Raw genomic sequence first — 14,734 nt, forward strand, 5'->3', positions numbered from 1 at the left:
CGCGTACACGGCGACGCCGAGCGCCCCTGTCCGGGGGAGCTCGGCGTCGGAGAAGGCGCTCGGCGGCGCGGGGCGAAGGCCCGCGGCTCAGCCGGCGTTCTTGATCGCCGAGATGTCGAAGTTCAGCTTGATCTTGTCGGAGACGAGGACGCCACCGGTCTCCAGAGCCGCGTTCCAGGTGAGGCCCCAGTCGGAGCGCAGGATCTCGGCCTTGCCCTCGAAGCCCACGCGCTCGTTGCCGAACGGGTCCTTGGCGGCGCCGTTGAACTCCAGATCGATGCTGATCTGCCTGGTGGTGCCGAGGATCTCCAGATCGCCGGTGATCCGGTAGTCGTCACCGCCGAGGGCCTCCGCCTTGACGGAGCGGAAGGTCATCGCCGGGAACTCGTCGGTCTTGAAGAAGTCGGCGCTCTTGAGGTGACCGTCGCGGTCGGCGGAGCCGGTGTCGATGCTGTCCATCGTGATGTCCAGGGAGGCCGTGGACCGGGACGGGTCGGTGCCGTCCAGGTGCAGCGTGCCCTCGAACTCGTTGAACGTGCCCTTGACGTTGGTCACCATCGCGTGCCGGGCGACGAAGCCGATCGCCGAGTGGGACGGGTCGATGGTGTAGTCGCCGGTCAGCGCGGCCAGGTCCGGGCTGACGGCACCGGCGGTCGTGGTGGCCGTCGAGGTGGCGGGGGTCGCGGCGGTGTCGGTGGTCTTGCGGCCGAAGATGCCCATGAGGTGCTCCTTGGGGGGACGGGCCGCGGTTCCGGGGAGAGCCACGGCGTGAATCTGTTGAATGTTCAACGAGGTCAACGAGGGCAACCGTAGACCTATTCCGTTCAAGTTTCAACCTTGCGCGGAGCGTGTGCATGGAGTCACGGTGGGTCGCCTCTGTCCGGCCTCTGGCGGACGCGCGTAGAACTCGGGCACCATCTGCGTGCACCCCCTGCACAGCCGCCCCACAGGAAACACGGCCGTACGTCCGTGCGGTCGCCCCACGGTCCTCAGCAGGAAAGGTCCCCCCAGATGAAGCTCAGGTCCACGTTGACCGCCCTCGCCCTTGTCGTGGCCCCCGGTGTCGCCGTCGTCGGCACGTCCACCGACGCCTTCGCCGCCACCAAGATCAGCCACGCGACCGCTACCTCGATGTTCCGCCAGGTCGGCATCACCTGGTCCTCCAGCGGTGGCTGCTCCGACCGCAACAACTCCACCTGCACGTCGTTCGACCAGCTCAACCTCGCCACCGCGCAGGGCGCCCAGACCCTCAAGGGGTCCAGCGGCTGCGCGCTCAACATCACCGGCGGCACCGAGACCGGCCACGCGAGCGGCACCTACTCCCACTGGAACGGCTACAAGCTCGACTACGGCAAGAACACCTGCGTCACCGGCTACATCAAGAACACCTTCAGCTACATAGGTCTGCGCGGCGACGGCGCTCCGCAGTACCAGTCCGGTGCCGGCAACATCTACGCCGACGAGGGCAACCACTGGGACGTCCTCTACTACAACTGCGGCGGCTGCTGAGCCGGCGCCTCCAGGGTGCGCGGACCGCCGAACGGGGGTCCGCGTCACCCCGGTGATGGCATGTGCCACTCAGGGATGTGAGAGGGCAGTCGGCCGAACGGTTTGTGAGACCTCCACAAGCCCGAGCCCCTCCTGGCAGTCGGATCGCCTGCATAAGATGGTGGTTCTGTTCAGGGGCACCAGGAAAACGGTCCGGAGACTGTGCAGAGTCGACGGGCCTGTTTCCCAGGTGGACTTCGTATGGTCGCTACATGACCGTTTTGGACGAGGCCGACACCGCGAGCTCCACGATCCCCGCAGGCGAACCGACGGACGCGCGTGGCCGTGTGGCCGAACTGCACGCCATCCGTGCGGAGGCGCTGCGGGGTCCCAGCGAGAAGGCGACCGAGGCGCAGCACGCCAAGGGCAAGCTGACCGCCCGGGAGCGCATCGAGCTGCTGCTGGACGCGGGCTCGTTCCAGGAGGTCGAGCAGCTCCGCCGGCACCGGGCGACCGGTTTCGGCCTGGAGGCCAAGAAGCCGTACACCGACGGTGTCATCACCGGCTGGGGCACGGTCGAGGGCCGCACGGTCTTCGTGTACGCCCACGATTTCCGTATCTTCGGCGGCGCCCTCGGCGAGGCCCACGCCACGAAGATCCACAAGATCATGGACATGGCCATCGCGGCCGGCGCGCCGCTGGTGTCCCTGAACGACGGCGCCGGCGCCCGTATCCAGGAGGGCGTCTCGGCCCTCGCCGGCTACGGCGGCATCTTCCAGCGCAACACCAAGGCTTCCGGCGTCATCCCGCAGATCTCGGTGATGCTCGGCCCGTGCGCGGGCGGCGCGGCCTACAGCCCGGCGCTGACCGACTTCGTCTTCATGGTCCGCGAGACCTCGCAGATGTTCATCACCGGTCCCGACGTGGTCAAGGCGGTGACGGGCGAGGAGATCACCCAGAACGGCCTGGGCGGCGCCGACGTCCACGCGGAGACCTCCGGCGTCTGCCACTTCGCGTACGACGACGAGGAGACCTGCATCGCCGAGGTGCGCTACCTCCTGTCGATGCTGCCGCAGAACAACCGCGAGAACCCGCCGCGCGCGGAGTCCGCGGACCCGGCCGACCGCCGCAGCGAGGTGCTGCTGGACCTGGTCCCGGCCGACGGCAACCGTCCGTACGACATGACCAAGGTCATCGAGGAGCTCGTCGACGACGGCGACTACCTGGAGATCCACGAGCGCTGGGCCCGCAACATCATCTGCGCGCTGGCCCGCCTCGACGGCATGGTCGTCGGCATCGTCGCCAACCAGCCGCAGAGCCTGGCGGGTGTCCTCGACATCGAGGCCTCCGAAAAAGCTGCACGCTTTGTCCAGATGTGTGACGCTTTCAATATTCCGATCATCACGCTGCTGGACGTGCCCGGGTTCCTCCCGGGTGTCGACCAGGAGCACGGCGGGATCATCCGGCACGGCGCGAAGCTGCTCTACGCGTACTGCAACGCGACGGTGCCGCGTATCTCTCTCATCCTGCGCAAGGCGTACGGAGGTGCCTACATCGTCATGGACAGCCAGTCCATCGGGGCCGACCTCACCTACGCCTGGCCGACGAACGAGATCGCCGTGATGGGCGCCGAGGGCGCCGCCAACGTCATCTTCCGCCGTCAGATCGCCGATGCCGCCGATCCCGAGGCGATGCGCGTTCGCATGGTCAAGGAGTACAAGGCCGAGCTGATGCACCCGTACTACGCGGCGGAGCGCGGTCTGGTCGACGACGTCATCGACCCCGCCGAGACCCGCGAGGTCCTGGTCAAGTCGCTCGCGATGCTGCACACCAAGCACGCGGACCTGCCCTCCCGCAAGCACGGCAACCCCCCGCAGTAACCCTGCGGATTCTCCGCGGTACCCCCGCGGAAACCTCTCTCATGGAGACTGAAACCTATGAGCAACGCTGACATCCGCGTCGAGAAGGGCCACGCCGAGCCCGAGGAGGTCGCCGCCATCACGGCGATCCTCCTGGCCCGTGCCGCCGCCGCTCCCACTGATGCCGCTCCCGCCCACCGCGCCCACCGCAAGGCGGGCTGGCGCCGACTGGAGCGGGAGCCCGGTTTCCGGGCGCCGCACAGCTGGCACTGAGGGTCTGACGCCGACAGCCCCGTCCTCCGGTGGAGGGCGGGGCTGCGGTGTGTCCGGAGCCCGAGGACGCCCTCCAGGGCCGACAGGGGGCTCTGTGACGGGTGTTCGGACACTCCCGGCCGTCCCGCCGTCCAACGGGGCCGTACGGGGCAGGAGTTCGGCCGGGGAACGAGCAACGGCCCCCGCTTCTCCGGACGGAGAAGCGGGGGCCGTTGCCGTACGAGCGGGGGACGCTAGCGCAGGCGCGCCATGAGGGCGTGCTCGACCAGCGTGATCAGCGCCGACTTGGCGTCCGCGCGGTGGCGGGCGTCCGTCGTGATGATCGGGGCGTCCGGGCCGATCTGGAGAGCCTCGCGGACTTCCTCGGGCTGGTACGGCTGGTTGCCGTCGAAGCCGTTGAGGGCGATGACGAACGGCAGGCCGCTGTTCTCGAAGTAGTCGACCGCGGGGAAGCAGTCGGCGAGACGCCGGGTGTCCACCAGAACGATGGCGCCGATGGCGCCGCGGACCAGGTCGTCCCACATGAACCAGAAGCGGTCCTGGCCCGGCGTACCGAAGAGGTACAGGATCAGGTCCTGGTCGAGGGTGATACGGCCGAAGTCCATGGCGACGGTCGTCGTCGTCTTGTCTCCGGTGTGCGTGAGGTCGTCGATGCCCGCCGAAGCGGACGTCATGACGGCCTCGGTGCGCAGCGGGTTGATCTCCGAGACGGCGCCGACGAACGTGGTCTTGCCCACGCCGAAGCCGCCCGCCACCACGATCTTCGCGGACGTGGTGGAGCGGGAAGGCCCTCCGCTAGAGCTTGCGAAGTCCACTGAGCACCCTTTCGAGCAATGTCACGGCTGGCTGGCCGCCGGCGCTCTCGTCGCCGCCCGGCTGATGAATGGCGACCAGGCCCGCTTCCGCCAAGTCGGCGACGAGGATCCTGGCTACGCCGAGAGGGATGGTCAGCAGGGCCGAGATTTCGGCCACCGACTTGATCTCCCGGCAGAGGTTGCAGATGCGCTGATGTTCGGGCAACTGGCCCTGCATCTGGTGCGGCTGCGCGGTCGTGTGCACCAGCGCCTCGATGGCGAGCTGGTAGCGGGGCCTGGTGCGGCCACCCGTCATGGCGTAGGGACGCACCAGGGGATTACTGGCACTCCCGGCGGGTGAGGCCTCGGGGGAGCGCCGCTGCGGCTGCACGGGCTGGATGCGCGGCGCCGACGGCTGGTCGTAGGGAGAAGGCCCGGGGCCCTGCGGACCCTGGGGCGGGTACTGCCGTCGCTGGCCGGGTGCGGAGGGAAAGTTGTACGGGTTCTGTGAACCGTCGCCCTGGCCGCCCTGCCCCTGGCCGGGGCCGTACGACCAGTTGCCCGAAGACGAACCGCCTGGGGGTGTTACCACTCTCTCTCCTCCTCCGACCGTGCCGGGCACCCAACGCTGGGACCGCGTCCCGAAACCTTACGGCCCCGGGACGCCAATTCGCACCGTCTGTCTATTAGTTGAGAAGGCTGCCCTGGAGCTCCGCACGAAGGTCCGGAGTGAGAACCGTGCCCGCACGGTCCACCAGAAGCGCCATCTCGTACCCAATGAGACCGATGTCCGCCTCAGGGTGTGCAAGTACTGCGAGTGAAGAACCATCCGAAACGGACATGAGGAAGAGGAATCCTCGCTCCATCTCCACAACGGTCTGGTTCACGTGGCCACCCTCGAAGATACGGGACGCGCCCGCGGTCAAAGAGGTCAGACCGGACGCGACGGCCGCCAGCTGGTCGGCGCGGTCGCGGGGAAAGCCTTCGGACATAGCCAGAAGGAGTCCGTCGGCGGAGACCACCACTGTGTGGGACACCCCAGGGGTGTTGTCCACGAAGTTGGTGATCAACCAGTTCAGGTTCTGTGCCGCCTGGCTCATCGGGCTCACACTAACGCTCCTGGTTGTAGGTGCTGTCAGGACCGAGGCCCTGACCGTTCGTCTCACTACCTGCACTGCGTCCCCGCTCGACACCGCGACGCAGGTTGCTCAGCCTGCCCCGGACGTCTTCGGGAGCACGGGAGACCTGGGGGCCTCCCTGGGGGGTCGATTCCGCGGTTCCCTCGACCAGGTTGGCCTTGGGCACCCGCCGCGGCAGACCGGACGGGGTGACCCCGCCGGCCTTGGGCTTCTTCAGCTGCTCGGCGCGCTGCCACCGGTCGTCGTTCGACGACCGCCAGTCGTCGCCCGTGTTCCCGGAGGACATGGGCGCCGCCTGCTCCCTCGCGGGCTCCGCGGGGCGCCGGGCGTTGCCGGCGGGGGCGGCACCGCGACGGGGAAGCCCCGCGCCGGTCATCGTGTGGGGGGCCGAAGAGGCCGGACCCGGACGACCAAAGCCTACGCTGTTCTGCTCGCCCGCGTCAGCGACCTGCGGAGATTCCGCTTGCGGAGCGTAGTCGGGCCGGTACCCGCCCTGGTACGCGTCCTGGCGCGCGTCCTGCTGCGGCCAGTCGTCCTGGTAGGACGGCTCGCCGAAACCGGCCAGCGTCTCCGGGGCGGATCCGCCCATTCCGGTGTGCTCCTGCTGGACCGGCTCCGTGTAGGAGGGGTCGGGGTAGCCACCGTTGGACGGGAAGTACGCCTCGTCGTACGCGGCCTGCTGCGGCGCCTCGTAGGACGTCTGCTGGTCGTACGTGGTCTGCTGCTCCTCGTGCACACCCTGGGCGCCGTCGTACGCAGGGGCGCCGTCGAAGGACGCCTGCCCGTTGTCGTACGTGCCGGCGGGCTGTCCGTCGAAGCCCTCGGCGTAGGCCTGGGGGCCTTCGATGGCCTCCGGACCCTGTGCCTGGGCCTCCAGGGCCGCACGGCGCTCCTCGCGCATCAGGGAGCGGCCCACGGGGTCCAGATCGCGGATGTCGTCCGGGACCTCGTAGCGGCTGTCGTCGAAGCCGAGGTCCGCGGCGGTCAGCACGGGCTGCTGCTGCGGGACACCGAAGTTCTCGCCCTGGAACGACTGCTGCTGCTGCTCGGGAATGATCTGCGACACGGTGAACTCGTCGGCCATCGGCTGGTAGTCGCCACCGCCACCGTGGGTGATGGCGTCGGGGAGCATGACCAGGGAGGTGGTACCGGCCTGCTCGCCCGAGGGGCGGAGCTGGACGCGGATGCCGTGCCGGTCGGACAGCCGGCCGACCACGAAGAGGCCCATGCGCTGCGAGATCGCGGCGTCCACGGTCGGCGGGTTGGCCAGCTTGTGGTTGATGTCCGCGAAGTCCTCGGCGGTGAGGCCGATGCCCTTGTCGTGGATCTCGACCATGACGCGGCCGTCGGGAAGACGGGTCGCGGTGACACGGACCTTGGTCTGCGGGGAGGAGAACGTGGTCGCGTTCTCCAGGAGCTCGGCGAGCAGGTGCACGAGGTCGGTCACGGCGCGGCCGTGGATCTCGGCCTCCGGGACACCGGAGAGCTCGATGCGCTCGTACTGCTCCACCTCGGAGGAGGCGGCGCGCAGGACGTCGACCAGCGGGACGGGCTGGTCCCAGCGGCGTCCGGGCTCCTCGCCGGCGAGGACCAGGAGGTTCTCGCCGTTGCGGCGCATACGGGTCGCGAGGTGGTCCAGGCGGAAGAGGTTCTCCAGCTGGTCCGGGTCGGCCTCGTTGTTCTCCAGGTCGGTGATCAGGGTCAGCTGGCCCTCGATCAGCGACTGGTTGCGGCGCGAGAGGTTGGTGAAGATCGCGTTGATGTTGCCTCGCAGGAGGGCCTGCTCGGCGGCCAGTCGTACGGCCTCGCGGTGGACCTGGTCGAAGGCGCGGGCGACTTCGCCGATCTCGTCCGTGGTGGTGATCGGGATCGGCTGCACGCGGGTGTCGACCCGGCCGGGGTCGGTGCGCGAGAGCTGGTCGACCAGCATCGGCAGACGCTGCTCGGCGACGTTGAAGGCGGCGTTGCGGAGCTGGCGCATCGCGCGGCTCATCTGGCGGGCCACCATGCCGGCCAGGATGAACGCGGCGAGCAGGGCGATCACGACGACGGCGCCGGTGATGAAGGCGTCGGTCCTGGCGGTGTCGGAGATGTCGCCGGCCTCGGCCACGGCCTTGTCGGAGAGGTCCGACTCGATCTGGCGGTAGGCGTTGTACTTGGCGGTGTTGACCGCCATCCAGTTCTGGGCGGTGACGCCCCCCGCGGCGAGCACCGCGCGGTCGCTCTCCAGCGGGGACTTGAGCCCCGCGAGTTCCTTGACCATCTCGGTGTCGCCGGAGGGCGGCGGCACGTAGTTCGGGTCGGCGGCCGCGGCCTCGCGCGCCTTCGCGGTCAGCTCCGACTTGACCTTCGCCGCCGCGGATTCGAGCGTGGCCGAGTCCTGCTCGGTGCCACCACCCTTGTACTCCTCGATGGCGATGCCTTCGAGGTAGGCGTACGAGGACAGGGCGACGCGCTGGCTGGCGAGACTGCTGACGCCGGGACCCGGCTTGATCAGCATGTGCATGCCGATCGACCGCTCCAGCGACAGCGCGGCCTTGGACAGCGAGATCGCGTAGACCGTACGGCCGTAGCTGGTGATGTTTCCGGTGCCCAGACCGAGCTCGTTGGCGAACTCCATCAGCGGGTGCTGGATCTGGAGGTAGCCCTCTTCGGTCTTCACGCCGGGAAGCGCTGTGGTGTACGCGGCTTTCCGCAGCTTCTCGAGACCGGGCTCGACGTTGCGGAAGACCGAGAGGCGGCGCTCCAGGCCCGGAGTCTCGGGCATGTCCTGGGCGGCCTCGTCGAAGGCGTCGGCGGCCAGGTCGGTGTCGCGGCGGACCTTGATGACGGTCGCGTCCTTGGCGCCCTTGCCGGACAGCAGGGGGTAGGCGCTGAGGTCACGCTCGACGAACAGCTTGTCGCCGTAGTTCAGTGCCGCCTGCACCAGGCGCGCCGTCTTCTCGGCGTCCTGCGCTTCCTGCCAGGTGTCGATCGAGCTCTTCACCTGGAAGCCGCCCATGACGAGGCCGACCACCACGGGTATGAGCAGGATCGCGTTCAGCCTGGTCGGCACACGCCAGTTACGCGGGGAGAATCGGCTCCCGCTCGGCGCGGGTGCCGGCGTGGGCTCCGGGCCGGCGACTTGTGCGGGCGCCGCTCCGCGCGCCGGCGGGGTGAAGTTGCCCCGTGCCGACGGCTCGGGACCGTTCATGCTTCGCCTCACTCGACCAACAACCTCTCGGCGTCGGCACCTACTGTGTGCCGCCGTATCTACCAGCGCCCTTGACTACTGGGCAGTTCAGCGCATTCCAGCACGTCAAGCAGCGCCCTTCCAAACACTCGGAACGGATGATTCCGAGTGGCGCTGACCACAGACAAAACGGTCATAAAGAGCGAGCCCCGCCAAAAGGCGGGGCCTTCATGAACGCAGGGGTACCGGGCGACCGCTATGCGTGTCGGGGCCGGCGAAATTCTCTGTCGAAACGTTATGAACACTGAGGCCGGCCGTGTCAAATGACACAGCCGGCTCCAATGCGTCTACGACAACTTCCATACAGAGTCGTCTACTTGGCTGCTACCGCAGCCGTGCCATGAGAGCGTGCTCGACCAGGGTGATGAGAGCGCTCTTCGCATCTGCACGGTGTCGCGCGTCCGTCGTGATGATCGGAGCGTCCGGGCCGATCTGAAGAGCCTCGCGCACTTCCTCCGGGTTGTACGGCTGGTGACCGTCGAAGCCGTTGAGGGCGATGACGAACGGCAGGCCGCTGTTCTCGAAGTAGTCGACCGCCGGGAAGCAGTCGGCGAGACGCCGGGTGTCCACCAGGACCACCGCGCCGATGGCGCCGCGGACCAGGTCGTCCCACATGAACCAGAAGCGGTCCTGGCCCGGCGTACCGAAGAGGTACAGGATCAGGTCCTGGTCGAGGGTGATACGGCCGAAGTCCATGGCCACCGTGGTGGTGGTCTTGTCCCCGGTGTGGGTGAGGTCGTCGATGCCCGCCGAAGCGGAGGTCATGACGGCCTCGGTGCGCAGAGGGTTGATCTCGGAGACGGCACCCACGAACGTGGTCTTGCCGACACCGAAGCCACCCGCTACGACGATCTTCGCGGAGGTGGTCGCCCGGCCTCCGTCAGAGCTTGCGAAGTCCACTGAGCACCCTTTCGAGCAGTGTCACGTCCGGCGCGCCGCCGTTGTTCTCATCGCCGCCAGGCTGGTGAATGGCGACAAGTCCGGCCTCGGCGAGGTCCGCGACAAGGATCCTGGCCACGCCGAGCGGCATGGACAGGAGGGCCGACACCTCGGCCACCGACTTCACTTCCCGGCACAGATGGCAGATGCGCTGGTGTTCGGGCAGCAGTCCCATCAGCTGGGCCGGATCGGCCGTGGTGCTGATCAGAGCTTCTATGGCCAGTTGGTACCGCGGCCGGGTCCGGCCGCCGGTCATCGCGTACGGACGTACCAGCGGCTGGTCGCCTTCATCCCCGTACGACTCGGCGTACGGATCATGAGAGGCGGGGGGCGGGGTCATGAATCCTCCGGGCGGGACAGCAAGTCGGTCAGTCGTGCCGTCTGTTGGGGCCGGTGGGGGGATTGTGGCGGCCGGACGGTGATTTCGTGCGGTGTCTGGATCCGGCGGCGGTCAGTGAAGCAGACTGCCTTGTAGTTCGGCACGCAGGTCCGGCGTGAGGACGGCGCCCGCACGGTCGACGAGCAGTGCCATCTCGTAGCCGACGAGGCCGATGTCGCATTCCGGGTGGGAGAGGACCGCGAGAGACGATCCGTCCGAAACCGACATCAGGAAGAGGAAACCGCGCTCCATCTCCACGACCGTCTGGGCCACCGCCCCGCCTTCGAAGATCCGGGAAGCCCCGGCAGTCAGCGAGGTGAGTCCGGAGGCGACGGCCGCCAGTTGGTCCGCGCGGTCGCGGGGGAAGCCTTCGGACATTGCCAGAAGGAGTCCGTCGGCGGACACGACGACGGTGTGGGACACCCCGGGGGTGTTGTCCACAAAGTTGGTGATCAACCAGTTGAGGTTCTGTGCCGCCTGGCTCATCGGGCTCAACTAACGCTCCTGCTGGTGAGTGGGGCTGGGGAAGCTGCCGGTCTGGCCGTTGCCGGCCTGTCGACCCTGCTGAATGCCCCGACGGAGATTGGTCAGCCGGCCGCGTACGTCATCGGGCGCACGCGAGACCTGCGGACCGCTTTGGTGCTGTTGCTGCTGTGCCGTGCCCGCGACGAGGTTGGCTCGCGGGACGCGGCGCGGCAGGCCTGAGGTGGTGACCCCGCCTGCCGACGGCTTACGGGAACGCTCCGCCTGCTTGACGAGGTCGTCGTTCGGAGAGCTGCGCCACGTCGTGGTGGCGGCCGGTGCGGCGGCCGGCCGCTGCGGAGCCGGGGGAGTCTGAGGCTGCTGGGGGGCGGCCTGCGGATATCCCTGGGAACCGTTGTTCTGGGGGGCGGTGCCGTTGACCGGCGCACCGTCCGAGCCGTTCGCCTGACCGTGGAACCAGTTGGTCTCCAGCGTGTCGTACAGCGGGGTACGGCCGTCACCGGGGTTCGAGGCCGGGGGAAGCGCCTCGGGGGCCTGCGGACGGGCGGGCGGCTGTGGGGTTGCCGGTCGCTCGTACTGTCCGGTGGACGAACCCTGCCCGTTGCCGTAGCCGGGTGCCGCGAACTGCCCGGTGGACGCGGGGTCCTGGGAAGGCGCGTAGCCCGGCTGGGCGAACTGGCCGGTGGACGACGGCGACTGGGAGGCGCCGTAGCCCTGGGCGGCGAACTGTCCCGTGGCGGCCGGGTTCTGGCCGGCCGGGGACTGGTTGCCGGAGGCGTAGCCGTACTGGCCGTTGTTCTGGCCGTTGTTCTGCGGCGCGCTCGCGCCGGGGCGCGGGGCGTCGAAGTCGGGACGGGGGAACTCCGCGGTGGAGGCGGGGTTCTGCCGGTCGTCGACCCGCGGCATGCGGGACGTGGCGTCGGGGTCCTCGTGACCACGCGGGGTGTCGGGGGACGTCCGCGGGACCGGAGGCTGCGCGTTGTCGTCGCTCCAGCTCGGCGTGCGGGAACCGGTGTTGCCACCGGGCAGCTCGGCGCGCGCGCCACCGCGTCCCGGAAGCTGCGGCCGGCGACGGCCGCCCTTGCCGTTGGACGGGGCCTTCGCGGGAGCGGCCGGAGCCGCGTTGCTGTCGCCGAAGGCGTTCTGTCCGGCGCCGTTTCCGTTGCCGAAGCCCTGCTGCTGCGAGCCGTTCTGAGCGGGGAAGCCCTGCTGCGGGCTCTGCCCGAAGGCGTTCGCACCGGCGGGAGCCTGCCTGCCCTGCTGACCGCCGCCCTGGCCCTGCGGACCACGGGCACCGCCGGAGCCGCCCGGGCGACCGCCCTGGTTGCTGCCGGGCAGTGCGGCCCGCGGACCCTGGCCCGCGCCGACCTGTCCGCGCTGCGGCGGGGCCCCGAGGGGACCGCCGGGAGCGGAGGGAGCACCGGCACCGAGCGAGGGACCGCTCGATCGACGGGCCGCGGCCACACCGGCCGAGGCCTGCGCCGCGGCGGGGCCGCCGCCGGCGGCACTCTGGCCGGGCTTGTTCGGCATCGGCTTCTTGCCGCCCTGGGCGACGTCCACCGGCAGCATGACCAGCGCGGTCGTACCACCGGAGTCGGACGGACGAAGCTGGATGCGGATGCCGTGACGCTGCGACAGACGACCGACCACGAACAGACCCATGCGTCGGGAGACGGAGACGTCCACCGTGGGCGGAGCGGCGAGCCGCTCGTTGATCGCGGCCAGGTCCTCGGGGGACAGGCCGATACCGGTGTCGTGGATCTCGATCAGCACGCGGCCGTCGGGCAGGGCGTGACCGGTGACCTTGACCTTGGTCTGCGGGGAGGAGAACGACGTGGCGTTCTCCAGCAGCTCTGCGAGCAGGTGGACGAGGTCGTTGACGACCCGGCCGGCGACCTCGGTGCCAGGCACCGAGGAGAGTTCGATGCGCTCGTACTGCTCCACCTCGGAGGCGGCGGCGCGGAGCACGTCGACCAGCGGGACCGGACGGGTCCAGCGGCGACCGGGCTCTTCACCGGCGAGAACGAGAAGGTTTTCACCGTTACGGCGCATGCGGGTCGCGAGGTGGTCGAGCTTGAACAGCGAGGAGAGCTGGTCGGGGTCGGCCTCACGGGACTCCAGCTCGGATATGAGCGAGAGCTGGCGCTGGATAAGACCCTGGGAACGGCGCGAGAGGTTGGTGAACATCGCGTTGACGTTGCCTCGCAGAAGGGCCTGCTCGGCGGCGAGGCGGACAGCCTCGCGGTGCACGTCGTCGAAGGCCGCGGCCACCTGGCCGATCTCGTCCCGGGAGTGCACACCGACCGACTCCACGGAGGTGTCGACGTCCTGCGGGTCCGACTCCGAGAGCTGCTTGACGAGCTCGGGCAGACGGTCCGAGGCGACCCGGGTGGCGGTGTCCTGCAGGCGGCGCAGCGAGCGGATCATGGACCGGGCCACGACGAAGGCGCCGACGAGCGAGACGCCGAGGACGAGCAGGATCAGTACACCGGAGATGATCGCTTCACTCTGCGACTCGTTACGCAGCTCACGGGCCTTCTGCTCCATCTCGCTGAGCAGCGTGGTCTCGATCTTCGACATCTGGTCGATCTTGGACGAATCGTCGTCGAGCCAGTCCTTGTAGGACCGCTTGTTCTGCGTCTTGAGGCCCTCGGGGTTGCTCAGCACGCGCTTGGCGTACTGGTCGGCCGACTTGATCGTCGGGTTGTCACCCTCGATGGGCAGGAGCAGTTCCGTGTTGCCGTCGCCGTAGATGTTCTTGAAGGCCTGGTTCTCGGAATCCTGGCTCTCGAACGCGGACAGCGCGTACTGCTGGTCGTTCTTGGAGAGGGTTCCGAAGACCTTCGGCTGCGTGGGAAGCGCGGCGGCGATGATCGCCCGCTGGACGGAGGCGTACTCCTTGGCGGAGGAGAACGCGGCCAGCGCGCGGGTGCGCTGGATCATCTCCGGGTTGCTGGTCGCCTCGGCCATGTCCTGCGACAGCGCGAGGAGCTCGGTGACCAGGCGGTGGTACGCGTCCACCGTCTGGGTCGAGTTCTGCGGGTCGTTGTAGGCGTTGCTGCGGATCTGGTTCAGCTTGTACAGCTCGGCCACGACACCGACGAGGCTGTCGTGCACGCCGGAGAGCTGGCCCTTGGCCGTCGCGTCGTCGACCTGCTGCGTGCCTTGGAGGAAGTGCTTCTTCGCCACGTCGGTGGCGTCGCGCACCGACTTGACCTCGTAGTCGTTGGCCAGGGCGCCGTGTGCCAGCGGACCGGCCGACTCGTCGCGCTCCTTCTGGAGCGCGGCGGCGAGCTCGGTGGCCTGCTTGGTCATCTCGGTCAGCAGCCGCATGTTGTCGAGCTGCTGGATGTTGTCCATCGACTCGTTGATGCGGAGCGCACCCAGCGAGGTCGCGGCGACCACGGGGAGCGCGAGCAGCGAGACAAGTCGCGTCGAGATGCGCCAGTTCCGCAGGGCTAGACGCGAGCCGTAGCTCGGCGTACCCGTCGACGTGGCGTCGGTCGTGGTGGCGGGAGCCTTGGGCTTCGCGCCGGCGCGAGCGGAGTGTTCACCGCTGCCGCCGACCTCTGCCGGTCCCGGGTTCTGGGCGTGCTGGGGCGAGGAACCGCGGTCGGTCCCGCCGCGCGGCTCCGGCTCCGCCGAAGCGCTGCCATCCCTCTTGAAACGTCCCTGCACTAGCGTCGCAACCTCTGGACCAGGCGCCCCTCCGCTGGAACGGCGGGACGGTGTCGGCGTTGTACACGGACGCAGATGCGCCCTGTGTATGTGGTCTGAGTGACCGGCGCAGGTTCCCCCTTCCCGCCGCCACTCGGCGCTGAGTAGCGCCCCTGCGCGCCGGATTCGTGAATCCGCGGCGGTCCGAGGAATTCCAGCACAGTGCAGGATCTCCAACAAGGCCCGTGTACCAGGCTGTGACCTCCGTGACAGCATGTGAGTGACAGGTCACGAGGCGTGTAAGGGGTTCTCGTACATACCGGGCATAGGCCTACGAGCCATGGGCGCCACCACCGTGTCCCAGTCGCGATGATCAGGAGCGGAATGACTGGTTCAGTGGAGTAATGTCCGTTTGGTCGGGCCGCATTGGGGGCCTCGATTGACCGGTTTGCCCCTAGCCGAGTGAGCAAACTCACACAGCGATCATGGCC

At 68.8% G+C, this 14,734-nt stretch carries 12 protein-coding genes; 3 read left to right on the plus strand and 9 right to left on the minus strand.

The features are described 5' to 3' along the window. Positions 1–87: 87 nt before the first annotated feature. Positions 88–720, minus strand: a complete 633-nt coding sequence (locus ACF07B_RS22575) for a YceI family protein (protein ID WP_392180274.1) — start codon at positions 718–720, stop codon at positions 88–90. 291 nt (positions 721–1,011) lie between these two features. On the opposite strand from ACF07B_RS22575, the gene ACF07B_RS22580 reads away from it, so the two are divergent. From ACF07B_RS22580 to ACF07B_RS22590, 3 genes are all read left to right on the plus strand, one after another. Further along, the gene (locus ACF07B_RS22580) at positions 1,012–1,509 is read left to right on the plus strand and encodes a hypothetical protein (protein ID WP_369486709.1); all 498 of its coding nucleotides are present in this window, start codon (positions 1,012–1,014) and stop codon (positions 1,507–1,509) included. A 251-nt stretch (positions 1,510–1,760) separates the two neighbouring features. Next, positions 1,761–3,368, plus strand: coding sequence for an acyl-CoA carboxylase subunit beta (locus ACF07B_RS22585; RefSeq protein ID WP_328447759.1), 1,608 nt, complete (start codon positions 1,761–1,763; stop codon positions 3,366–3,368). Between the two features lie 57 nt (positions 3,369–3,425). Continuing rightward, complete coding sequence (locus tag ACF07B_RS22590) at positions 3,426–3,620, plus strand: acyl-CoA carboxylase subunit epsilon (protein ID WP_261709981.1); 195 nt, start codon at positions 3,426–3,428, stop codon at positions 3,618–3,620. Between the two features lie 233 nt (positions 3,621–3,853). On the opposite strand, the gene ACF07B_RS22595 is transcribed toward ACF07B_RS22590, so the two are convergent. The 8 genes from ACF07B_RS22595 to ACF07B_RS22630 form a co-directional block, all read right to left on the minus strand. Next, the gene (locus ACF07B_RS22595) at positions 3,854–4,435 is read right to left on the minus strand and encodes an ATP/GTP-binding protein (protein WP_356469703.1); all 582 of its coding nucleotides are present in this window, start codon (positions 4,433–4,435) and stop codon (positions 3,854–3,856) included. After that, positions 4,416–5,006 carry a DUF742 domain-containing protein gene (locus tag ACF07B_RS22600; protein ID WP_362391644.1) on the minus strand — a complete coding sequence of 197 codons (591 nt, stop codon included), beginning with the start codon at positions 5,004–5,006 and terminating at the stop codon, positions 4,416–4,418. Before ACF07B_RS22600 ends, ACF07B_RS22595 begins: the two co-directional genes overlap by 20 nt. Positions 5,007–5,100: 94 nt before the next feature. Then, entirely contained in the window at positions 5,101–5,514 is a 414-nt protein-coding gene (locus ACF07B_RS22605) for a roadblock/LC7 domain-containing protein (RefSeq protein ID WP_261709979.1), read from the minus strand. A gap of 10 nt (positions 5,515–5,524) precedes the next feature. Further along, complete coding sequence (locus ACF07B_RS22610) at positions 5,525–8,758, minus strand: nitrate- and nitrite sensing domain-containing protein (protein WP_392180275.1); 3,234 nt, start codon at positions 8,756–8,758, stop codon at positions 5,525–5,527. Between the two features lie 351 nt (positions 8,759–9,109). Next, positions 9,110–9,685 carry an ATP/GTP-binding protein gene (locus tag ACF07B_RS22615; RefSeq protein WP_028802395.1) on the minus strand — a complete coding sequence of 192 codons (576 nt, stop codon included), beginning with the start codon at positions 9,683–9,685 and terminating at the stop codon, positions 9,110–9,112. Continuing rightward, entirely contained in the window at positions 9,666–10,064 is a 399-nt protein-coding gene (locus ACF07B_RS22620) for a DUF742 domain-containing protein (RefSeq protein ID WP_037624993.1), read from the minus strand. Before ACF07B_RS22620 ends, ACF07B_RS22615 begins: the two co-directional genes overlap by 20 nt. Positions 10,065–10,175: 111 nt before the next feature. Further along, positions 10,176–10,589 (minus strand): roadblock/LC7 domain-containing protein, encoded by a 414-nt coding sequence (locus ACF07B_RS22625; protein WP_266765867.1) that lies wholly within the window; start codon positions 10,587–10,589, stop codon positions 10,176–10,178. A 9-nt stretch (positions 10,590–10,598) separates the two neighbouring features. Next, complete coding sequence (locus ACF07B_RS22630) at positions 10,599–14,264, minus strand: nitrate- and nitrite sensing domain-containing protein (RefSeq protein WP_392180276.1); 3,666 nt, start codon at positions 14,262–14,264, stop codon at positions 10,599–10,601. Positions 14,265–14,734: the final 470 nt, after the last annotated feature.

Origin of the sequence: Streptomyces sp. NPDC015532, from assembly GCF_043078065.1 — a bacterium.
Classification (GTDB): domain Bacteria; phylum Actinomycetota; class Actinomycetes; order Streptomycetales; family Streptomycetaceae; genus Streptomyces.